This window comes from Algoriphagus sp. A40 (genome assembly GCF_002002735.1).
Lineage (GTDB): Bacteria > Bacteroidota > Bacteroidia > Cytophagales > Cyclobacteriaceae > Algoriphagus.
This window is the reverse complement of sequence record NZ_MUNY01000061.1, coordinates 146,870-167,879: the sequence shown is the minus strand read 5'-3', so window position 1 is coordinate 167,879 and position 21,010 is coordinate 146,870. Positions and strand designations below refer to the sequence as shown.

19 protein-coding genes and 1 tRNA gene are annotated in these 21,010 nt (G+C 41.6%); 12 read left to right on the top strand and 8 right to left on the bottom strand.

Annotated elements, in window-relative coordinates:
* The first annotated feature begins 155 nt into the window (after positions 1–155).
* Positions 156–2,111, top strand: a complete 1,956-nt coding sequence (gyrB, locus tag B0E43_RS16065) for a DNA topoisomerase (ATP-hydrolyzing) subunit B (RefSeq protein ID WP_077351567.1) — start codon at positions 156–158, stop codon at positions 2,109–2,111.
* A 193-nt stretch (positions 2,112–2,304) separates the two neighbouring features.
* The gene (ppk1, locus tag B0E43_RS16060; protein WP_077351565.1) at positions 2,305–4,428 is read left to right on the top strand and encodes a polyphosphate kinase 1; all 2,124 of its coding nucleotides are present in this window, start codon (positions 2,305–2,307) and stop codon (positions 4,426–4,428) included.
* Positions 4,429–4,481: 53 nt separating this feature from the next.
* Here ppk1 and B0E43_RS16055 read toward each other — a convergent pair whose 3' ends face one another.
* Entirely contained in the window at positions 4,482–4,691 is a 210-nt protein-coding gene (locus tag B0E43_RS16055; protein WP_077351563.1) for a hypothetical protein, read from the bottom strand.
* A 218-nt stretch (positions 4,692–4,909) separates the two neighbouring features.
* Between B0E43_RS16055 and B0E43_RS16050 the strand changes: the two genes are divergently transcribed.
* Together B0E43_RS16050 and B0E43_RS16045 are read left to right on the top strand one after the other, a co-directional pair.
* A complete protein-coding gene (locus B0E43_RS16050; protein WP_077351561.1) occupies positions 4,910–5,827 on the top strand; it encodes a DUF3078 domain-containing protein in 918 nt (305 codons plus the stop codon).
* A gap of 615 nt (positions 5,828–6,442) precedes the next feature.
* Entirely contained in the window at positions 6,443–6,670 is a 228-nt protein-coding gene (locus B0E43_RS16045) for an acyl carrier protein (RefSeq protein ID WP_139352791.1), read from the top strand.
* A gap of 60 nt (positions 6,671–6,730) precedes the next feature.
* Here the strand turns inward: B0E43_RS16045 and B0E43_RS16040 are convergent.
* Together B0E43_RS16040 and sucC are read right to left on the bottom strand one after the other, a co-directional pair.
* Positions 6,731–6,804 (bottom strand) — tRNA-Arg (locus B0E43_RS16040).
* A gap of 11 nt (positions 6,805–6,815) precedes the next feature.
* Positions 6,816–8,033, bottom strand: a complete 1,218-nt coding sequence (sucC, locus tag B0E43_RS16035) for an ADP-forming succinate--CoA ligase subunit beta (RefSeq protein ID WP_077351557.1) — start codon at positions 8,031–8,033, stop codon at positions 6,816–6,818.
* A 139-nt stretch (positions 8,034–8,172) separates the two neighbouring features.
* On the opposite strand from sucC, the gene B0E43_RS16030 reads away from it, so the two are divergent.
* Positions 8,173–8,829: an ABC transporter ATP-binding protein gene (locus B0E43_RS16030; protein ID WP_077351629.1), complete on the top strand. Its 657-nt coding sequence runs from the start codon at positions 8,173–8,175 to the stop codon at positions 8,827–8,829.
* On the opposite strand, the gene B0E43_RS16025 is transcribed toward B0E43_RS16030, so the two are convergent.
* Positions 8,826–9,278 carry a peroxiredoxin gene (locus B0E43_RS16025; protein WP_077351555.1) on the bottom strand — a complete coding sequence of 151 codons (453 nt, stop codon included), beginning with the start codon at positions 9,276–9,278 and terminating at the stop codon, positions 8,826–8,828. The two genes, B0E43_RS16030 and B0E43_RS16025, sit on opposite strands and share 4 nt — an antisense overlap.
* A gap of 153 nt (positions 9,279–9,431) precedes the next feature.
* Here B0E43_RS16025 and B0E43_RS16020 point away from each other — a divergent pair, with 153 nt between their 5' ends.
* From B0E43_RS16020 to B0E43_RS16010, 3 genes are read left to right on the top strand one after another with little or no spacing between them, the layout of a single operon-like run.
* Entirely contained in the window at positions 9,432–10,235 is an 804-nt protein-coding gene (locus tag B0E43_RS16020; RefSeq protein WP_077351627.1) for a DMT family transporter, read from the top strand.
* 7 nt (positions 10,236–10,242) lie between these two features.
* Complete coding sequence (locus B0E43_RS16015) at positions 10,243–11,169, top strand: hypothetical protein (RefSeq protein ID WP_139352790.1); 927 nt, start codon at positions 10,243–10,245, stop codon at positions 11,167–11,169.
* Between the two features lie 23 nt (positions 11,170–11,192).
* Positions 11,193–13,937, top strand: coding sequence for a CHAT domain-containing protein (locus tag B0E43_RS16010; protein WP_077351551.1), 2,745 nt, complete (start codon positions 11,193–11,195; stop codon positions 13,935–13,937).
* A 67-nt stretch (positions 13,938–14,004) separates the two neighbouring features.
* On the opposite strand, the gene B0E43_RS16005 is transcribed toward B0E43_RS16010, so the two are convergent.
* The 3 genes from B0E43_RS16005 to B0E43_RS15995 all read right to left on the bottom strand — a co-directional run bounded on the left by B0E43_RS16005 (position 14,005) and on the right by B0E43_RS15995 (position 16,231).
* Complete coding sequence (locus tag B0E43_RS16005) at positions 14,005–14,748, bottom strand: hypothetical protein (protein WP_077351549.1); 744 nt, start codon at positions 14,746–14,748, stop codon at positions 14,005–14,007.
* Between the two features lie 117 nt (positions 14,749–14,865).
* A complete protein-coding gene (locus tag B0E43_RS16000; protein WP_077351547.1) occupies positions 14,866–15,630 on the bottom strand; it encodes a hypothetical protein in 765 nt (254 codons plus the stop codon).
* Positions 15,623–16,231: an RNA polymerase sigma factor gene (locus B0E43_RS15995; RefSeq protein ID WP_077351546.1), complete on the bottom strand. Its 609-nt coding sequence runs from the start codon at positions 16,229–16,231 to the stop codon at positions 15,623–15,625. Before B0E43_RS15995 ends, B0E43_RS16000 begins: the two co-directional genes overlap by 8 nt.
* Positions 16,232–16,374: 143 nt before the next feature.
* Here B0E43_RS15995 and B0E43_RS15990 point away from each other — a divergent pair, with 143 nt between their 5' ends.
* The 3 genes from B0E43_RS15990 to B0E43_RS15980 are packed head-to-tail and all read left to right on the top strand — an operon-like array spanning position 16,375 to position 19,000.
* Positions 16,375–17,862, top strand: coding sequence for a nicotinate phosphoribosyltransferase (locus B0E43_RS15990; protein WP_077351544.1), 1,488 nt, complete (start codon positions 16,375–16,377; stop codon positions 17,860–17,862).
* Entirely contained in the window at positions 17,849–18,478 is a 630-nt protein-coding gene (gene pncA / locus B0E43_RS15985) for a bifunctional nicotinamidase/pyrazinamidase (protein ID WP_077351542.1), read from the top strand. Before B0E43_RS15990 ends, pncA begins: the two co-directional genes overlap by 14 nt.
* 3 nt (positions 18,479–18,481) lie before the next feature.
* Positions 18,482–19,000, top strand: a complete 519-nt coding sequence (locus B0E43_RS15980) for a thioesterase family protein (RefSeq protein ID WP_077351538.1) — start codon at positions 18,482–18,484, stop codon at positions 18,998–19,000.
* Positions 19,001–19,007: 7 nt separating this feature from the next.
* On the opposite strand, the gene B0E43_RS15975 is transcribed toward B0E43_RS15980, so the two are convergent.
* A complete protein-coding gene (locus tag B0E43_RS15975; RefSeq protein ID WP_077351536.1) occupies positions 19,008–19,325 on the bottom strand; it encodes an antibiotic biosynthesis monooxygenase in 318 nt (105 codons plus the stop codon).
* Positions 19,326–19,562: 237 nt separating this feature from the next.
* Between B0E43_RS15975 and B0E43_RS15970 the strand changes: the two genes are divergently transcribed.
* A complete protein-coding gene (locus B0E43_RS15970) occupies positions 19,563–20,510 on the top strand; it encodes a DUF4097 family beta strand repeat-containing protein (RefSeq protein ID WP_077351534.1) in 948 nt (315 codons plus the stop codon).
* The last annotated feature ends 500 nt before the right edge of the window (positions 20,511–21,010 follow it).

Genomic DNA, 21,010 nt, shown 5'->3' with positions numbered 1-21,010 from the left:
CACTTCCAATTTCCCCAAGATTTCCGAAGGATTTTGGTACAATTGAGTTTTGGGGAAAGCTGGGATAAGTGACTTTTTTTGCCTACCTTGCAGAATCTTAATTTGAACACAAAATCACCTTTCTAAGCCCGTTTTGAGGGGTTTTTCCAGAAAATATGAGTGAAGAAAAACATAAGAATTCCTCTGATTATTCAGCGGATAACATCCAGGTATTAGAAGGCCTGGAAGCAGTTCGAAAGAGGCCTGCGATGTATATTGGAGATATCGGTGTCAAAGGGCTTCACCACCTGATTTGGGAAGTCGTAGATAACTCCATCGATGAGGCCCTTGCGGGACATTGTGACACCATCCATGTGACCGTTCACGAAGATAATTCCATCACAGTAGAGGACAATGGTCGGGGTATTCCGACTGATATGCACCCTAAAGAGAAGAAATCGGCTCTTGAGGTGGTATTGACAGTTCTTCATGCCGGTGGAAAATTTGACAAGGACACCTACAAGGTTTCAGGTGGACTCCACGGTGTGGGTGTGTCTTGCGTCAATGCCTTGTCCTCAGATTTAAAGGCAACGGTTCATCGCAATGGTGTTATTTTTGAACAGGAATTTAAAATTGGGGTGCCTCAATATCCTGCTCGCCAGATCGGAACAACTGAAAAAAGGGGGACAATCATCCATTTCAAGCCGGACACCAGCATTTTTGTTATTTCTGAATTTAAGTATGAGACGATTGCAAACCGTCTCAGAGAAATGTCTTTCCTTAATGCCGGAATCAGGATTACCCTGACTGACTTAAGAGAAGTAGAAGACGGCATACCTAAGTCAGATGAGTTTTTCTCGGAAGGCGGATTGGTTGAGTTCGTTCAATACCTGGATGAGACCCGAGAGAAAATCATCGATTATCCTATTTACATCGAATCCGACCAAAACGGAGTACCTGTCCAGGTAGCGATGAACTACAACAGCTCCTATGCTGAAAATGTGGTTTCTTATGTGAATACCATCAATACTTACGAGGGTGGCTCTCACGTAACCGGATTCAGAAGAGCATTGACAAGGACTCTGAAGTCTTATGCGGATAAGTCCGGAATGCTGGATAAGCTAAAGTTGGAAGTTTCAGGAGATGATTTTCGTGAAGGATTGACAGCAGTGATTTCTGTAAAAGTACAGGAACCACAATTTGAAGGTCAGACGAAAACAAAACTTGGAAACTCTGATGTGATCGGAGCTGTAGACAGTGCTGTTTCGGAAACCCTCCAAAGCTGGTTGGAAGAGCATCCTAAAGAAGCCAAAACCATCGTTGGCAAAGTAATCCTTGCAGCCCAGGCCCGTCATGCGGCCCGAAAAGCGCGAGAAATGGTGCAGCGAAAAAGTGTACTCGGCGGTGGTGGACTTCCCGGAAAACTTGCCGATTGCGCGAATTCTGATCCTACGATCTGTGAATTGTACCTTGTCGAAGGGGACTCTGCAGGTGGATCTGCCAAACAGGGCCGAGACCGTGATTTCCAGGCTATTTTGCCATTAAAGGGTAAGATCCTCAACGTGGAAAAAGCGCACGAGCACAAGATCTACGACAACGAGGAGATCAAAAACATCCTCACAGCTCTTGGGGTGAAGTTTGGAACAGCCAATGACGACAAGGAACTGGACATGTCCGGACTTAGATACCACAAAATCATCATCATGACGGATGCTGATATTGACGGATCCCATATTCGAACCTTGATTTTGACTTTGTTCTTCAGATATATGAGAGCGCTGATCGAGCATGGCTATGTTTACATTGCTTTGCCTCCTCTCTATCTTTTGAAAAGAGGAAAGGATGAGCGATACTGCTGGACAGAGGAGGAAAGAAAACTCCTGACCGCTGACATGGCCAAAGACGGCAAAGAAGACAGCGTTGGAATCCAGCGCTACAAGGGTCTTGGAGAAATGAACCCGGAGCAGCTTTGGACTACCACAATGGATCCTAATGTGAGAACGATCAAGCAGGTGAATATTGACTCTGCAGCAGAAGCCGATCACCTTTTCAGTATGCTGATGGGGGATGAAGTCGCGCCGAGAAGAGATTTTATAGAGAAAAACGCGAAGTACGCGAAAATCGATACCTGATAAAGAAGGGGCTTTTCAGGCCCCTTTTTTTGAATAATTATTAAATTCCCCAATCGATCAGGCAGAGTTTTAGCTTGCTTTTTACCTGAATTTTGAATGTTATGAAATCGAGAAAGGTACAGGCGGCATACAGTGAGATGGATGTCAATCCTTCGAGATTCCATGTGACCGTCAAAAAACAAATTATATACACATGAAATTGGCAGTTGGAGATAAATATGAATCCATAATCCAAAAGAGTGATCTCGTAAGCCGGGATTTGAGCTGGGTTAAATTTAATGAGCGGGTGCTGGACCAATCCAAAAAAGCACAGCGGACTATTTTTGAAAAACTTAAGTTTTTGGCGATTACCGCTTCAAATCTGGATGAGTTTTTCATGATTCGGGTTGGATCTCTTTACAATTACCTGGATTATGAAAAGGAGCGTGTAGACTATTCTGGTCTCCGTGAAGAGCCTTTCAAAGAAAAGCTGATGAAGGATTGTCAGCGATTTCATCAAGACCAGCACGATCATTTTACTCAGGTCATTCTTCCGGAACTTCATCAGGAAGGAATTACAGTTTGCAATGTTACCAAACTGAATGAAGATGAGCAGGAAAAAGTTAGGCAATACTTTCTCAAGGCCATCTATCCGATGCTTACCCCGATGGTTTATGATGGCTACCGGACATTCCCGATTTTGATGAACAAGCTCCTGGTTTTTGGAGTGGTTACTACAAGTCCGGGTGAGCGCAAAGACATGCGGAAAATGAGTTTTGTCCAGATTCCTGCAAATATTCCGAGGTTTTTTGAATTGGAGCGGGAAAACTCCCTGACATTGGTTCCGATTGAGGAAGTGATCCGCGAAAACATCATTTCACTTTTCAGGAATGTGGAGATTGAGTCGGTTAGCATGTTCAGAATCACCAGAAACGGCGACTTTACGCTGGAAGAAAGTGAAGACATGGACGCGAATTTCCTGGAGGAAGTGAAGCGAAAACTGATGGAAAGGAAGACCGGACGAGTCGTGCGGATTGAGATAGAGGAAGGCTATTCCAAATGGATGCTAAACTCCCTGTTAGAGCGATGGAACCTGAGACCGGACTCTGTTTTTATGATCAAAAGAGCCAGTATGATAGACTTTACTGGACTTTGGCAGATTGTCGGTAACAAGAGATTCAGAGAAAGACTTCCCCAAATTCCAGAACCTGTCAAACCTTTATCCTATCCGGAGGAGGGTAGGGCGGATATTTTCGAGATTTTAAAGGAAAAAGATATCCTGCTTCACCACCCCTACAATAACATCGATTCCATTTTAGATTTGATCGAAAAGGCAGCGGATGATCCGGATGTGATGGCGATCAAGATGACCATTTATCGCTTGGCTAAGGAAAGCAGAATTACCAAAACGCTCCTCCGCGCAGCAGAAAATGGGAAACACGTATCTGTTCTTTTTGAAGTGAAGGCCAGGTTTGATGAGGAAAATAACATTCGTGAAGCAAAGAAACTTCAGAAGGCAGGCTGCTTTGTGATTTACGGAATTTCCAATTTGAAGACTCACACCAAGTTGCTTCTGATCGTGAAAAAAGATGATTCAGAAATCACCAGATATGTACACTTGGGATCAGGAAACTATAACGAAGATACCGCACGACTTTACACAGATATTGGATTATTAACGACCAATGAGACCTTGGCAAACGATGTTTCGGAATTCTTCAATGTAATCACCGGCCACTCGGTACCAAGTACCTATCGAAACCTGATTACAGCACCACGTGACATGCGAAATCAGCTGATCCAATACATTGAGGAAGAAGCTGAAAATGCGCGAAATGGAATTCCTTCCGGCATTTTTATCAAGGTAAATTCACTGGAGGACTCTGAAATCATCTATGCACTTTACCGTGCTTCGCAGTCCGGAGTAACTATCAAATTGATCGTCAGGGGTATTTGTTGCCTGAGACCAGGTAGACCTGGATTGAGTGAAAATATCGAGGTACTTTCTTTGGTGGGGGATTTTCTGGAGCACAGCCGAATCTATCATTTCCACAATAAAGGAAACACTCGAACCTATTCCGGAAGTGCCGATATGATGGTAAGAAGTTTTGACAAAAGGTTGGAATCACTTTTCAAAGTCGAGTCACCTTTACTTGAAAAGCAACTGATGAATATTATTGCCTTTAATCTAAAGGACAATGTGAATTCCTATGTGATGCAAGAAGATGGCTCCTATATCGCCAAGCATCCAATTGGTGCCGAACCGGAATTCAATGTCCATAGGGAGTTTTTCAATGTGGATGCTGAAGAAGTACACCAGGTGAAATTGGTGGAATAGCTAATTTGTGAAAATGGAAATGCTCCCGAATTCATTGGATTGGGGAGCATTTTTTATTTCCTTCTTCCGAGAAATACCAATGCTAATCCAGCTACTGTTACAATTCCTCCTGCATAGGTTGGCCAAGATACACGGTTTTCCTTATCTGCAGAAACCTGGATTGGGCCGGCGTCAATCACCTTTTCCTTGGTTGTAAAATCAAATCCGGGCACAAACAGCATTACCAGTCCCAATACAACCAGAATAATTCCTAAAGTCTTCATAAGTGCAATGTTTTATAATTAATTGACCAGCATAGAAGTTGCATTTATCAGGCCAAACTAAAACGGAATGAAAATCGGAATGGAGAAGTTGACTGCTGCCAAGCCAAATAATTGTTAATGATTAGTTTTTGTTCAAATTCTTTTTCCGTAATTCTATTTCTTATTTTTAGTCGTTTTATTTCAATACTAAAGTTTGTTTAATTCTAAATCTAAAGCTTATGAAGAACCTATTTACAATTTTTCTTTTTTTAATCACATTAGGGATTGCTTCAGCACAGGATACCACATCTGTTGCAATTGCTGACTCCGCAGCTGCAAAAGCAGACACTACTTACTGGCTTAAGGAGATTTCAGGGGGATTAAACATCAATCAGGCATCATTCAGCGGAAACTGGACGGGTGGGGGTGTGAACTCAGTCGCATTCAGCACCAATTTGCTGATGAGAGCAAACTACTTAAAGGACAAATGGTCCTGGGACAATACGCTGGATCTCATGTACGGAGTAGTAAAAAATGAAGATGAGGATGGACGTAAATCCAATGACCGGATTTACCTGGATTCTAAAGTGGGCTATAAAATTGGGAAAAAATGGAATGCTTATCTGGCAGTCAATTTCCTGTCACAATTCGCACCTGGATATGATTTTGATGAGGAGCCAAAGGCCTTAATTTCCAATTGGCTCAATCCGGGATATTTGACCTCAGGGGTAGGATTTGAATATAAGCCCAACTCAGAATTCAGCCTTAGACTATCGCCATTTTCGCCAAGGATTACTTTTGTCACTGATACGACTATTTATCGGCACGTAGAAGAAAATTACGGGGTGGAAATTGGTGAGACAGTCAGATATGAATGGTTGGCGTGGAATATCCAGGCAGATTGGAATAAGAAAATTTCCGAAAATCTTGCACTGACTTTAAGGTATTCCCTGTATGCCAATCTTCAGACAATTGCCTTTGAAACGATAGACCACAGATTGGATATTGCCCTTACAGCAAAAATCACAAAAGCGGTCAATGTGACCCTCACATCCTTGACCATTTACGATATTGACCAAGACGAAAAAATACAATTTAGTCAGGGGCTTGCGTTGGGTATTGCATTCAAACGGGGAAATTTCCCTGAACCAAAATAAAAAAAATGCAAATTATTCTTTGGGATTTTGATTTAAATAGAATTGTATTATTTTTGAATTCATTGTGGTAGTTAAATAATAGTTGGTTTAGTTTTCAAATAAAGGGCAGGAGATTTTCTCCTGCTTTTTTATTTCTCTACCTCGGAATAGTTCAATTTTTTTATTAACGCTTATTCAGGATGCAATAGTATAAGGGTAGGTGTAAATCCAGATTTTTGAACCCAATCTTTTCCAGTAGAAAATAGTTGTCAACCCTTATCCGAATGGTAACTTCTCAGGTTACAGCTTAGAAATAAGTGCAAAATTTTCCAATGCGTTTTGAGACAGCACGTTCAGGGTGTCAATTCTGTCCATGAGCTGAATTCTCATCGCCTTTAGAAAGAGTTTTTTAACAAGTAGCAGTGAAATGTTAAATGATGGTAGAGATTAGGAGTTTTAACTAAATGAATGGCAGAGTTTTAATTGATTTCCCATTTCTTTCAATCAGAAAATAAATACTAAACCAACCATCCCTGAGCAGGAATTTATGAATAGGGGTAGGAGCTTGTTCAGTTGTCCTACCTTGGATGATTGACCTTGAAATCCAAAAAGAATCCAAACTACTCCAACTATCTGATGAAAAATTTTTCCAAAATCCGCAGGATCATCCAAGTGTTTCACCGGTACGGTATCCGGCTTTCCGGGGAAAGGAAATTCGATAACCTATATCATGACCTAAAGATGGAACCTGTTTTTGTAATGGGACTAATCTTCGAACTGGAACTGGCATCCCAGGTGTATCTTAAGGATGAAGACGTTTATTCGTTTCAGGAGCCCATTCAGATCATTGATAAATTATTATGAATTGAGATTACTGATTCTGCTAAAAAAAGAAAGGCTTAGACAATTGTCTAAGCCTCGAAGTACGCGCGGAAGGATTCGAACCCTCAACCCTCAGAGCCGAAATCTGATATTCTATCCAGTTGAACTACGCACGCATCTTTTTTTATTATTTAGCCTCAAGTACCGCTTGTACTTTCTCGGCAGCTTCTTTCAGTGTGATGGCAGATTGTACTTTCAATCCTGACTCGTCAATGATTTTGGCACCTTCCTCAGCATTGGTACCCTGAAGTCTTACGATGATCGGAACACGGATGTCTCCAATAGATTTGTAAGCCTCAACAACACCATTTGCGATTCTGTCACAACGAACGATACCACCGAATACGTTGATCAAAATTGCTTTTACGTTTGGATCCTGAAGGATGATTCGGAAACCTGCCTCAACTGTAGTGGCATTTGCTCCTCCTCCTACGTCCAGGAAGTTAGCAGGCTCTCCGCCAGATAGCTTGATCATATCCATGGTAGCCATTGCTAGGCCCGCACCGTTAACCATGCATCCCACGTTTCCTTCCAACTTCACATAGTTCAGTCCAGATTTACCAGCTTCCACTTCCAAAGGATCCTCTTCAGCTAAATCTCTCAATTCTGCCAATTTGGGCTGACGGTAGAGCGCATTGTCATCTACGTTTACCTTTGCATCCACTGCAAGGATTTTGTCATCAGAAGTTTTCAAAACCGGGTTGATCTCAAACTGAGAGGAGTCAGTTCCAACATAAGCATTGTAAAGAGCAGTGGTGAATTTCACCATTTCTTTAAATGCATTTCCGGAAAGTCCCAATTTGAATGCAACTTTTCTGGCCTGAAATCCCTGAAGACCAACTTTTGGGTCGATCCATTCCTTGATGATTTTCTCAGGATGCTTTTCAGCTACTTCCTCGATGTCCATACCGCCTTCGGTAGAGGCCATGATCACATTGGATCCGGTAGCTCTGTCCAGGAGGATAGACATGTAATATTCTTTTGGCTCGGAAGCTCCGGGATAGTAAACGTCCTCAGCAACCAGCACTTTATTTACTTTTTTGCCTTCAGCTCCGGTCTGGATGGTCACCAATGTGCCTCCCAGGATTGCAGCTGCTTTTTCTTTTACGTCGTCCAGTTTCTTGGCAAGAACCACACCTCGCGAACCGGTTTCTTTTACCTCACCTTTTCCACGTCCACCTGCGTGGATTTGAGCCTTGATCACATACCAGGAAGTACCGGTTTGAGCGTTAAGTTTAACAGCAGCCTCGTGAGCAGCTTCAGGAGAATCAGCAACGATTCCTTCCTGAATCCTTACCCCGTAACCCTTCAATACTTCTTTTGCCTGATATTCGTGAATATTCATTCTCTGGAAATTTTTGCCCGAAGATAAGGCGATGATGTGGATAAATCAAACCCAGATTTTTCATTTTTCTTCAAGAAAAGGCTTTAATTCCTGTATTTTAGGGATTTGTTTTACTTTTAAAAACTCAAAAAAATCTACCATGCTGATAGCCAAAGGGATTCATAAATCCTACGGAAGCCTACACGTGTTGAAAGGCGTTGATCTTGAAATTTCCGAATCAGAAATAGTTTCCATCGTCGGTTCGTCCGGTGCGGGAAAAAGTACTTTGCTCCATATTTTGGGAACTTTGGACCAACCAGAAAAAGGTGAGCTGATCATGAAGGGTAAAAATTTACTTTCCTTAAAAGGTGACAACCTCGCTGATTTTAGGAATCAACAGATCGGATTTATTTTTCAGTTTCATAATCTCCTTCCGGAATTTACCGCACAGGAAAACATTCAGGTTCCTGGTTTAATTATGGGATCTTCAGTGGCAGACCTTCAAAAAAAATCCGGTGAATTGGCTGAAATCCTCGGAATCAGTCACAGATTGGATCATAAGCCATCCACCCTTTCCGGAGGAGAACAACAAAGAGTCGCTGTGGCTCGTGCGCTGATCAATAGTCCTGCGGTTGTATTTGCAGATGAACCGAGTGGCAATTTGGATACTTCCAATGCGAGAGGACTTCACGAACTTTTTTTCAAATTGCGAAACGAGCTCAAGCAGGCCTTTGTGATCGTGACTCACAATGAAGAACTCGCAGGAATGGCTGACCGAAAAGTAGTTATGAAGGACGGTTTGATCGTGAACAATTAAGGTTTCTTGAGCTTGGCGATCATCGCACTGACATGTTTTTTATTTTCAAAAAGCCCCTCAAAAACTCCTGCTATCTGGTGGTTTTCGTCTAGGAGGTAAGTGACTCTTTTTGGAATTCTGAGAACCGGGATCAAGGCATCATAGGAATTGCATACGTCTCCGCTGGGATCTGAGAGCAATTCAAACGGCAACAGATGGGCTTTTTTGAATTTTTCGTGAATGTGGATATTGTCCCTGCTAATGCCAAATACAGGCACTTCCATGTCTCGAAATTCGGAAAACTGATCTCTGAATTCACAGGCTTCGGCGGTACAACCCCGGGTGAAATCTTTGGGGTAAAAAAACAGAATTAGTGATTTCCCTTTTAAATCCTTTGAAAGTCGAAGCGTAATTCCAGAGGTGCCGGACAAAGAAAAATCCGGTGCTTTTGAGCCAATATTGAGAGCCATTTAGTTTGGTTTACTGTTAAACCTTTCCGGAACAGCAATGGTTTCCACCAAATAAAATTCCGCAAGCTTGAACTATTCACTGGGTGATTAGCTTTGCAAAAAAAGACCACCTAAAATCACCCATCAGACTTGAAAATCAGCAGTGTCCAGTCCATGCTTTTGGCGGGGATTTTTTTTGCAATGATGAATGTCTCCGTAAAGTTCATTCCTCATATTCCTGCAATTGAGATCGTCTGGTTCCGGTCTGTTTTTAGTTTGATTTTCACCTTTATAGTATTGAGCAACAAGGGGATTTCCGTTTTTGGAAATAACAAAGGGAACCTGATCACAAGGGGAATTGTCGGCAGTATCAGCTTGATTCTCTTTTTCTACACCCTGCAACGTATCCCACTTGCCAGTGCTGTGACCATGCAATATCTGTCCCCGATATTCACGACGATATTGGGCGTTTTTATCCTGAAAGAAAAAGTCAAGCCGATTCAATTTCTGTATTTCGCAATGGCATTTGCCGGAGTTTTGATCATTCAGGGAGTCGATCCAAGAGTTGATCCTTTGAGTGCAGTAATGGGTATTACTTCCGGGCTTGCCGCGGGTATTGCTTATAATATGATCCGGAAATTGAAAACTTCGGAGCACCCCTTGGTGATCGTATTTTATTTTCCCTTAGTCACACTCCCGATTGCTTCTATCATCATGGTTTTTGACTGGGTGATGCCGAGCGGATGGGATTGGCTGATGTTGCTTTGGATAGGATTCTGTACCCAAAGTGCCCAATATTTTATGACCGTAGCTTATCAAACAGGTAACCTTTCGAGAGTCTCCAGCTTGAGTTATATGGGAGTTCTTTACGCACTGATTTTTGGATTCTTCCTGTTTGGGGAAACTTTCCCTTTTGCATCCTACATTGGAATGGCCTTGGTCTTGGTGGGGATTTTGCTGAACTTAAGAGTAAAATAGTAGTGAAATGAGATTACATTTTTTTGATCAGATTCGACTTAAGTTTAAAAATGTAATGATGTTTCACTTTTCCCCCGTTCGATTATTGCCAATTGTTTTGGTTTTAGGAACATGTATGTTCTCTTGTTTTTCAGAAAATGAGGATCCTAACGACCAAAATCTAGAAATCGACTGTGCGGATCTTGCCTATCCTGATACTCTTTTTCATATCAGACCTGATCAAACTTACCTAGTTAATCCAGTCAATTCTCTATTAGGAGAATATTCAGTGATTCCGGATGGCCTTTCTATTGATCCTACTACCGGAGTGATCGATGTCAATACCAGCGAAACTGGGTTGAAATATAAAATTTCCTTTACACCTACAGGCACAAATCAGGTTTGCGAAACCTTTGTCACCATCGGTGGGGTAAATTACCTCGACGGAGTATACATATTAAGTCAAAATCAGCTGACCGCCTCTCCGGTTTATAATGGAGTTCCGGCTTTGGCTTTACCCTGTGATGATGACGATGATGATGATGACGACGACGACGATGACAGTTGCAATTTTGACGCAGACAATCCGACCGGGCAACTGTTAAAAGACCTCGGGTTTGAAATTTCAAGCAAGGGGATAATTGACCTAAAAAAGACCGTTGAAAACGGCACCTTTGGATCTACTCCTGTGAATGGGACAATTCTGGATGTAGAACTTTACTATCAGTTGAATGATTTGAGCGCTTTGGCTTTGAACAAAATTCCCCTCCGATTTTTTTATTATGAAAGGCTTTCTGATGTGCCTCAGCAAGTTTTAGATGATATTGAAGAAAAAAGTAAGTTGATCAATGCATCTTCGGCAACCAAAAATTCTAATTTTAGGCTTTTAGAAACAGTTCGTCCGGCCGGAAAACCTCGTCCTCCCTATGTGGTAATCGTAGCGAGTTTTGAATAATTGGGCCGATTTCCGACCCAAAAATGAAAAGAATACTGGTCTTTATTTTTTTGTTTTTTTTGATCCAGATTCTGAGCGTAACCTTTTCTCAAGACAAAAATCCTAAACTCAGGAGGGCAAACGAACTCTATTTCCTAGCTAACCCTACAGAAAAAGATGACCGTGAAGCAATCAGGCTTTTCGGGGAAGTTTTAAATGAAACTCCTGACAAGAATGAAGCACCTGAATTTATCCAGGCTGCCGAGCATCTGGGAAATTTGCTTTTGACTTATGGGAATTCTTCTGGCGCGATTCAAAGCTACAGGCAGGGAATCTTCTGGGCTCATGCTTATGACTATTCAGACACTTTAGTTTATAACCATCACTTATTTTTGGGAGAAGCACTTTTCTCGCAAAGTGAAATTGACAGTTCCTTGTCCCACTTGCAGGAGGCTGAGCGGCTTCAGACACAACTTAACAGTCTGGGAGAACCTGAAAGGCTTTATAATGCCTTGGGGGTTTATTTTTTTGAAACGGGGAATTATATCCGCAGCGTCTCTTACTTTGACAAAGCCCAGTCTTACCTGTCCGGCGAGCGACCCGAAATGGAGCTTTACGCTAAGTATAGCTTCCAAAGTAACAAAGCATCAGCGCTTTATCACTTAGGTGAATATGACTCTGCCCAGCGGATTTACAATGAGCTATTGAGTTTTGGCATCAATCAGGATCAGATACGGATCAATCTGGCCAATACTTATCTGCAGGAAAATGAGGGTGAAAAAGCTTTGGAAATCCTTGGCCAAATCAGCATAAACTATCAGAATGGCTCACTGTCATTTTACAATCTGAAAGCCAAAACTCAAATCTTATCAAGATTTTTGGACTCTGCTTTAGTCACATTAAACCTTGGAGAAAAGCTGATCCAGGAGGATTCCACACAATCCCGCAGTTTCCAGGAAGGGATTTGGAAGGAAGTAAAAGGGGACTACTTCAGAAGTCTTGGCCAAAACGAAAATGCCTTATCGGAATATCAAAAAGCAATCGTTCAACTTTTGCCGGGCTTTGAAAATTTGGATGTGACATCAAATCCAACCCGATTTGCTTTGGGGATGTCTTCGCTCACAGTATTTGAAATCCTTCGAAAAAAGGCTGAGACTTCTTGGGAACTCTATCGGGAAAATAAAGACCGAGCTTATTTTGAAATTGGTCTGGGAGCATGGGAAAGTGCTTTTGGACTAGCCAGATTTATCTCGGTCAACTTTGACAATGACAAAGCAAGGGTCTTTCTGGGAGAAAAAGTTTTGGGAGGCTATGAATCCGCGATCGATCAATTGATCGGATTTGCAGAAAAAGATGAGGATGAAACACTGATTTTTAAAGCTTTTTCATGGGCGGAGCTAAGTAAATCCGAAGGTTTAAGAATTGGAGCACTGCAAGAATCTCTGAAAAGAAAGGCTGGACTTCCGGCTGATTTGATCCAGGAGGAAGGAAATCTTCTTTTCGAAATCTTCAGAAACAACCAAAAGCAGATTGGAGATGTAACTCCTGCAGTTAAGGCTGAACTTACACAGGAGGCACTGGATCTGGAGGTACAACTCTCAAGACTTCGCGAAAAATTCCGCAAGTATCCGGGTTTTGGAGAGGATATTGAAATTGGTTTTGATCCCAAAGTGCTGCAAAAATCACTTCCGGATAAAGCTTTTCTGCTTTCTATATTTCATTCAAAGTCAAATTTGGTTGTTTTTGGGTTGGAGAATCATTCCTTCTCATGGTCTAAAATTCCCACTGACTCCATTCCTTTTGTTGAATTGAATCGTTGGATTCAAAGCATAACCAAAGAACCCATGGGAAATCGATTTGAGACTGATCTGGCGGTTGCGAAATTTGGCGCCTCTGTTTTTGAAAAGTTTGAAGATCAAATTTCTGATTCCAGAGAATTGATTATTGTCCCGCAGGGGATTTTCAATTCATTGCCGTTTGAGCTTCTGCCATTTTCAGATGGACAAATGCTTCTTGAGAAGACTTCCGTCTTTTACCAGTTTTCTGCTCAGTTTATTACATCAGTCAAGGGAATTAAAAAATTCAATAACCCGATTGGTTTTGCCCCTTTTTCGGAATCGGTCGCTGCTGGTGGGTTTTCAATTTTACCTCGGTCGAATGAGGAATTAGAGCTTGTTCCGGGGGCTAAATATTTTGGAAAGGATGCCACAAAAAAGAAGTTTCTAGCTCAGGCAGAAAATGCAGATTTAGTGCATTTGGCTACTCATGCTGTTGCATCTTCGTCTGATCCCAATGATGCATTTATTGCTTTCTTTCCCGATGACGATGATTTTAGACTTTCGGCTCCTGAATTAGCCTTTCAATCTCTTGAAGGCGCAAAGTTGATTTATTTAAGCGCGTGTGAAACAGGAGCTGGGCAATTGAGTAGAAGTGAAGGGTTTATCAGTTTGGCAAGGAGCTTGGCTTTTGCAGGCGCTGAGCAGATGGTAATATCCCAGTGGGTAAGTGAGGATCGTGTAGCAGCCTATCTAGCAGGCAAATTTTATCAGAACGTTGGAAAGGGTCTGACTTTTTCAGCGGCACTTCAAGAGGCAAAACTCGAACTGCTCCAAGATGAAAGCATGGCGCAGTATCACCATCCTTTTTATTGGGCAAATTTCAGAATGATCGGCCAACCCACAGAAGTTAATATCCTTTCCAGATGGAGTTATGTCGTTTCTTTTATACTGATCATTTTAGCAGCCGGATTTTGGTTTGGATCTAAAAAATGGAAACGAAGGATGGATTGAACAGGGTATGGATTTAAAAAAAAACACCGCAAAGCGGTGTCCTTTCTTAAGCATGGTGGTTACTTTTTCAATTCATTTTGAGTTCGATATCGCTGGAATTTTTGATTCGAGATTCGACTTTTCCATAGATCGATTTGTTCACGTCTTTGTTTATAAGTATTACTCCATCAGTGAGTTCCGCATCTTCAAGTTCTGAAGTACTTACAGTGCTAAACCATCCCTGAGCATCGATTTGGAAAAGCGCCAGTGGATTGTTCACTCCATCCAAAAAGAATAGATCGTCGTCGTCGTCGCTTTCAAGCTCAACTTCAAAATCAAAATCATCGTCATCATTTCCGTAAACCTCAAATCGCATCGGTACAGACCTTCCGTCCTGGTACGTGTATGTTCCCACTAATTGGATACTTGGTTGATTTCTGTTGTCAATCAAGTCGATGTCAAACTCGATTTCTTCGTAGTTTCCAGAAGGTATATTGATGAAAAAATCCACTCCTGAATCAAATTCATTGAAGTCTATCTTCTTGATTTCTTTGAATTTCAATTCCAATTCTTTTTCGAAGTTGTTGCCGCTATCGTCGAGGCCTTCTGTTTCCAATTCGATTTTTTTAATCTGCAGGAAACCACTTTTAACTTCTATTCCTGCATTCAACATTCGAGCACCGGGGTTGGCAGAAGATCGAAGTTTTACGCCCATTCCGATGCGGACGTCACCTTCGCCTATTACATCCGGATCAGCATCTTCGGAGCAAGAAATTAAACCCAAACCTAAAAGGCCAATGGATAATGCGTAAATTCTGTGTGTAGCTTTCATTTTTTATTTGGTTGTTTTCAATTAGTAGGAGTAGGTGCCAACTTTGTAACCACAATCCAAGAAAAAAATAAAATCCTCCGAAATGAGAGGATTTGACTGATTATTGGTGAATAAAAATCAATTCTTAATTTTAAGAATTTGGAGTTTGATCAGATCCAATCGTCCAAAATTGCTGTGATAGGTGTGATTTGGGTCTTCAGTGATTTTCTCAATTCTCTCTTCCGCTTCTGTGATTTTACCCTGCATTAAGTATGCTTTAACCAGGTAATAATCCACCTGATCAGCAAATTCCAGATTAGAGGTTCGCCGGTTTTCTTCTTCGATTTGAGTTAAAAATTCTTCGGCAGCCAATCCAAGATTAGTTTCAAGATTAGCTAATCCTACAAGTAAATATGTCCTGGAATCATAGCTGTTGACACCTTTGGCCAATTCTAAAACCTCCTCATAATCTCCCTTTTGATATGCACTTTCTAAAGAAGAAATTTGATCCGCAGACCTCATTACAGGAAGAGAAAATCCCACCTGATTGCTGGTAATGCTTTCAGGACTTGTAGTAAAAAATAAAACGGCCAGGGCACCAACCAATAGTAAAGTAATAGAGGCGGCTATTCTTCCAATCCAAGTTCCGATGTTGAATTGCGATGTTCGATTCGGTTTGATTTGGATTTTGGCTCTTTCGGAGATAAACTCTTTTTGAGATTCTGCAATGATTGTTTTCCACCCTGCTAATTCTACTGCTTCCAGGCTTATTTGCAATGCACTCAGTTCTTTCAGAAGTTCCGGTTCTGTTTTGATGCTTTCCTCCAATTGTGTTTTTCTCTCTGCCGAAAGCTCACCAGAAAGGAAAGTTTCCAATTCTTCAAGTGTATAATTTTTATTCATGACGCAATGCTTTTTGGAGGTTTTCGGAAAGGGACGGAGAAGATTTGACCTGATCAGTGAGATTTTGTAGGCATTTGTACTTTTTGTTGCGGAGTACCTGCTCGGAACTGAAGTCCAATTTTTCTCTGATTTCCTTCATCGGCAGTTCCTCAAAGTAAAAGAGCGTCAACAGCTGTTTACATTTTTCACCCAACTTTTCGAACAGATCCATGACAAACTTCAGGTTTTCGTTTCTGCTGATTTGCTCGCTGATATCTGTGTCCATTTGATCCTTTTCCACTTCATATTTCTCATTTCTAGCGGAAGTACTTTTTCTTTTTCTCAGCTCGCTGATCCATAGATTTTTGCAAATACTGTAGAGAAATGACTTGATTGAGGCTTCGCCACGGTATTTTTCCAATTTGACCATCTTTACAAAAACGAGCATAACTTCTTGGATTTGATCTGCAGCGTCATCGGATGAACCTGAGTTTTGAAGTATGTAGTGCTCCAACATTCCATAATGCTGGAGATACAACTGACTGATGGCCTGATTGGGATCGGATTTGGATTGGATCTTTTCCAAAATTTCCTGATCAGTCAAATTCCGGTTTAGCTTCATCGGCTATTCAAATCTTTGTCGTGGATGGTTAGAAAAATGTAACCGTAAATTGAGGAATTTTCCTGACCCTTTACCAAAATCGCTAATTCTTGGTCAGATAAGCAGATCAGCTTACCTTTAGTTTTGTTTTTTAAAGTCCCTACATGAAAATCACCAAAGACCTCTATCAAAGCAATCTTGTATTGCTTACAGACTTTTACCAGCTCACGATGGCTTATGCTTATTGGAAAGCAGGAAAAGGGGAACAAGAGGCAGTTTTCAATTTGTTCTTTAGAAAGCATCCCTTTGAAGGCGGATTTACACTGGCAGCGGGCTTAGATTATGTCGTTGATTTTTGCCAGAACTTCAGGTTTGAAAAAGCTGATTTGGACTATCTGGAAGTGATGAAGAACAAGGATGGAACACCATTGTTTGAGGCGGATTTCCTGGATTACCTCCAAAAACTGGAATTTACCTGTGACATCGATGCAGTGGAAGAGGGAACCGTAGTTTTTCCAAATGCGCCATTGGTCAGAGTAAGAGGCCCGCTGATTCAGTGCCAATTGCTGGAAACTCCTTTGCTCAACATTATCAATTTCCAGACCTTAATAGCCACCAAAGCTGCCAGAATCAATGTCGCCGCGCAGGGCGAACCGGTTTTGGAATTTGGTCTAAGAAGAGCACAGGGAATCGACGGCGCTCTGGCTGCCAGTCGGGCTTCATACATTGGGGGCTGTACTTCGACTTCCAATGTGATGGCCGGAAAACTGTTTGGAATTCCCGTCTCTGGAACTCATGCGCATAGTTGGATTATGTCTTTTGAGACGGAACTGGAAGCGTTTGAAGCGTATGCAGATGCTTTTCCGGATCAATGTATTTTTTTGGTAGATACCTATGACACGCTGAATGGGGTGAAAAATGCGATTAAAGTCGGAGAGATTTTGCGAAGCAAAGGAAAAGAAATGATTGGAATCCGCATCGATTCCGGTGACTTGGCATATTTCAGCTCAAAAGCAAGGCAGATGTTGAATGAAGCGGGTTTTCCTGATGCAAAAATTGTTGCTTCCAATGACTTGGATGAGCATATTATTGCCTCGCTCAAATCCCAGGAAGCTGATATTAATGTGTGGGGCGTGGGTACCAAATTGGTGACGGCTTATGATCAACCCGCCTTGGGTGCGGTTTACAAACTTTCAGCAATCAAGAATGCTCAAGGCGAATGGGAGCCCAAGGTGAAAGTTTCCCAACAATCCCTGAAAATCAATATTCCGGGAATACACAATACCAAGAGATATTTCAGCAAGGGAAAAGCGGTTGCTGACATGATTTTTCTGGAAGATCAAGAAATTGATCCAAGAGGAGTAGTGATCATTGATCCGGTAGACGCCACCAGAAGGAAAAGATTGATGCCGGCATTTTATCAAGAAGAAATCCTTCTGAAGCCGATTTTCCATAAAGGAAAAAAAGTCTATAATCTACCCAGCCTCACGGAAATCCGAGATCGCGCTGCAAAGCAACTTGAATCGCTGGACAAGACTCACATGCGCTTGGTCAATCCTCACCTTTATCCGGTGGGTTTGGAAGAAAATCTACACCATTTGAGAATGGAATTGGTTTTGAAAGCAAAAAAATTTGAAAATGAAGAGGAGTAAGGAGAAATCAGCCTTGATCGTCGTCGATGTTCAAAATGACTTTATACCCGGAGGAGCCTTGGCTGTGAATGAAGGTGATTTGGTCGTTCCAACAATTAATGGACTTCAGGAAAAATTCAAGTATGTGGTCGCTACTCAGGATTTTCATCCCTCTAACCACGGAAGCTTCGCTGCAAATCATGCCGGAAAAATGCCAGGTGAACTCATCGAATTAGCTGGACTGACTCAGATTTTATGGCCGGTTCACTGCGTGCAGGGAAGCTCTGGAGCTGATTTTCATTCCGATCTGGATCAAAGCCAATGGGCGGCAGTTTTCCGAAAAGGCAAAAATCCAGAGGTTGATTCGTATTCAGGTTTCTTTGACAATGCCAAAAGGGGAGATACCGGACTTGGAGATTATCTCAAATCTCTTGGAATTGAGCAGGTTTTTGTGTGTGGATTGGCTTTGGATTATTGTGTGAAATTCACGGCTTTGGATTCCAAAAGCCTCGGATTTGAAACATTCTTAATCACCGATGCCACAAAGGCAGTCAATTTGAATCCGGCTGACGGATCGAATGCAATTGCCGAGATGGAAAAGGCAGGAATCAAAATAATAACCAGCAAAGAACTTTAAGCTATGTTTGAATATAATCCGGACAAGCACTATCCCAGCGAAACCGAAAGCAGAGTAGTCATCCGTTTTCAGGATTGCGATCCCCTGAGGCATCTCAACAACGCCAAATATTTTGATTACTTCTTCAATGCCCGGGAAGATCAGGTTCCCAAACTTTATGGCTTGGAGATCATCGATTTGATCAAAACGTACAAAGCTGCTTGGGTGGTCTACAATCACAACATCAGCTATGTCAAGCCTGCGATGGTAGGGGAATGGGTGCGGATCATGAGTCGGATTCTTTGGCATAATCACAATACCATCGTCGTCGAATATTACATGACCGATGATTCTAAGACTCAGCTGAAAACCGTGCTTTGGTCTACCATGCGGTATGTGACTCTTGCCGAAGGAAAATCAACAGACCATACAGGGGCCGTAAAGGACTTTCTGAAAGCCACTTCTGGAAATCTGGATGTTTCCAATTTGAATATCAAGGACCGGGTCAAAGAATTGAAAGAACTGATCGAAAAGGGGATGTGATTCCCCTTTATTTTTCAAATCCATAGTCCCTCTCCACCAATGCTATTCGGGTTTTGTAAGCGGAATACCATTTTTCCCGACCGTACTTTTGGGCGATCAGGTGATCGGAATTGGCTTTCCAATTTTTTATAGCTTCCAGATTTTCCCAATATGAAATAGTGATTCCCAGCCCGCTTCGTACACTTTCATGTCCTAAATATCCAGGTTGTTCCTCGGCCAAGCGAACCATTTCATCTGCCATTTCTCCATAACCCTCGTCAATTTCAGTTCTGAGATTGGAGAAAATCACTGCATAATAAGGGGGTGGTGGGGTATTCGCTATCATTTTTTTTAAAGGGGAATAGGGGTAAGGGAACTTGTAATTGTCTTAGCTAAAATCAGAAGAATTTAACTCAGGAATTGAAGCTGAAGCGAATGAATTTAGCCTAAAAAGGTGAGGATAAGGAGATTGACCTAAATCAAATAAGTCACAGAAAAGCTTAATCTCCTTAACTCCCCCTGAATTTCAACCGTTAACGACTTCTGGAAAATAAGAATCATTAAAATATTAATCAAACCAGCTATGAGAATTATCAATGTTAATCACAAAGTAAAAAGTTTGGGCCTGCTTCTTGGCCTCCTGATTTTCTTCAGCTCCTGCGAAGGGGAATTGGAGGTAGTACAAAGTATCGATGAAGAATTTTCCGGGATCGAGAGAATTGAAATCAATTCTGAATTTATGGAGGTCAATTATGAAGGGAAATCCGCTCAAACCGCTGTAGAGCTGGACGGGCTTTTAGAGTCAAGCCGTTCCGGAAATTTCAAAATTGAGTATTCAAAAGAAGGAAATACCCTTTTCATAGAATTGGATAAAAATGGAATGCTTGGCGGCGGTAATCATAGAGCCTTGATTAATCTGGTTGGGCCAAAAAACCTGGAATTGAATATCAATTCTGGTTCCGGAAAAACCGTGGTTTCGGGAATTGAATTCCCTAATTTGGATATCAACTCCGGATCTGGAAATATTCAGGTCTTCATGGTGAAATCACCTTCCATCAACCTTGAAGTGGGTTCTGGGTCAATTGAAGGATATAACCTCCTCGGTAATGTGGATGCGGAAGCTGGTTCAGGTAAAGTGGAAATCGATCAAATGGAAGGGAATTTGGATATTGAGGCATCGAGCGGTTCAATCAGTGTTAGAAGGCTATCCGGAAAATTGAATGTTGATATGAGTTCTGGCAATCTCGATATGGGTGATGTCTCTGAAATCGAAAGTCTTAAGGTTAGTTCAGGGAATATCTCTGGATCAGGTGTTGGTTTGGGACCAAAAACCCGGTTGGTTACTTCCTCAGGAAGAATTGATATCCAGACTTTTTCAAACCTGAAAGCCTATAATTATGATTTTGAAGCGGGCAGCGGTAAAGTTGTTGTTGGTCAAAGTTCTTCTTCCGGATCTTTGAAAATAGACAACGGGGCAGCCAACACCATAGCAGGTTCTGTGTCCAGTGGATGGATAGAGATTAAGAATTGAGTGAAATTAATCCTTGTACCCCGATATTATTTCGGGGTATTTTTTTTGTCTGAAAACACATGGTTTACCTATTCAGGTACTTGGTTTGAAAGTCTGGATTTTCTGAAAAAAAGAAAGAACATTTCGGGAGAATCGGCAAAAAAGCCGGTTTGACATTTATCAAGAAAATTCCAATCATATAGATGGCACCAGGTTTCTCGATAACTTTGTATGCATGACGAGTAAAATGAGTTTAATTATCAATACTTTATTTGGTAATTCATCATACAAAATCATGTTTCGAAGCGTTATCTATTCAAAGTAGTTTTGGATAAATAGATTCAAAAGCGAGGGATTTTTAAGCCCTATTCGAACATTTTCAATGCAGTCTTCCTTTCTGTGTCGTAGGCCAATTCCCAATTGGCTTAGTTAAAAGGATAGTGAAAAGTTGTTCACATCACCCAAGCCCTGGTCTTTATGGCCGGGGTTTTGATTTTTTACTTTTCCTGAATCAAAATGAA

Bases quoted from the DNA above. Each gene is read 5' to 3' on its own strand.
- B0E43_RS15980 (WP_077351538.1), top strand. From the start codon at position 18,482: ATGTTTGAATATAATCCGGACAAGCACTATCCCAGCGAAACCGAAAGC.
- B0E43_RS16000 (WP_077351547.1), bottom strand. From the start codon at position 15,630: ATGAATAAAAATTATACACTTGAAGAATTGGAAACTTTCCTTTCTGGT.
- B0E43_RS16050 (WP_077351561.1), top strand. From the start codon at position 4,910: ATGAAGAACCTATTTACAATTTTTCTTTTTTTAATCACATTAGGGATT.
- gyrB (WP_077351567.1), top strand. From the start codon at position 156: ATGAGTGAAGAAAAACATAAGAATTCCTCTGATTATTCAGCGGATAAC.
- B0E43_RS15995 (WP_077351546.1), bottom strand. From the start codon at position 16,231: ATGAAGCTAAACCGGAATTTGACTGATCAGGAAATTTTGGAAAAGATC.
- ppk1 (WP_077351565.1), top strand. From the start codon at position 2,305: ATGAAATTGGCAGTTGGAGATAAATATGAATCCATAATCCAAAAGAGT.
- sucC (WP_077351557.1), bottom strand. From the start codon at position 8,033: ATGAATATTCACGAATATCAGGCAAAAGAAGTATTGAAGGGTTACGGG.
- B0E43_RS16015 (WP_139352790.1), top strand. From the start codon at position 10,243: ATGAGATTACATTTTTTTGATCAGATTCGACTTAAGTTTAAAAATGTA.
- B0E43_RS16025 (WP_077351555.1), bottom strand. From the start codon at position 9,278: ATGGCTCTCAATATTGGCTCAAAAGCACCGGATTTTTCTTTGTCCGGC.
- B0E43_RS15975 (WP_077351536.1), bottom strand. From the start codon at position 19,325: ATGATAGCGAATACCCCACCACCCCCTTATTATGCAGTGATTTTCTCC.
- B0E43_RS15970 (WP_077351534.1), top strand. From the start codon at position 19,563: ATGAGAATTATCAATGTTAATCACAAAGTAAAAAGTTTGGGCCTGCTT.
- B0E43_RS16045 (WP_139352791.1), top strand. From the start codon at position 6,443: ATGAAAAATTTTTCCAAAATCCGCAGGATCATCCAAGTGTTTCACCGG.
- B0E43_RS15990 (WP_077351544.1), top strand. From the start codon at position 16,375: ATGAAAATCACCAAAGACCTCTATCAAAGCAATCTTGTATTGCTTACA.
- B0E43_RS16055 (WP_077351563.1), bottom strand. From the start codon at position 4,691: ATGAAGACTTTAGGAATTATTCTGGTTGTATTGGGACTGGTAATGCTG.
- pncA (WP_077351542.1), top strand. From the start codon at position 17,849: ATGAAGAGGAGTAAGGAGAAATCAGCCTTGATCGTCGTCGATGTTCAA.
- B0E43_RS16005 (WP_077351549.1), bottom strand. From the start codon at position 14,748: ATGAAAGCTACACACAGAATTTACGCATTATCCATTGGCCTTTTAGGT.
- B0E43_RS16020 (WP_077351627.1), top strand. From the start codon at position 9,432: ATGCTTTTGGCGGGGATTTTTTTTGCAATGATGAATGTCTCCGTAAAG.
- B0E43_RS16030 (WP_077351629.1), top strand. From the start codon at position 8,173: ATGCTGATAGCCAAAGGGATTCATAAATCCTACGGAAGCCTACACGTG.
- B0E43_RS16010 (WP_077351551.1), top strand. From the start codon at position 11,193: ATGAAAAGAATACTGGTCTTTATTTTTTTGTTTTTTTTGATCCAGATT.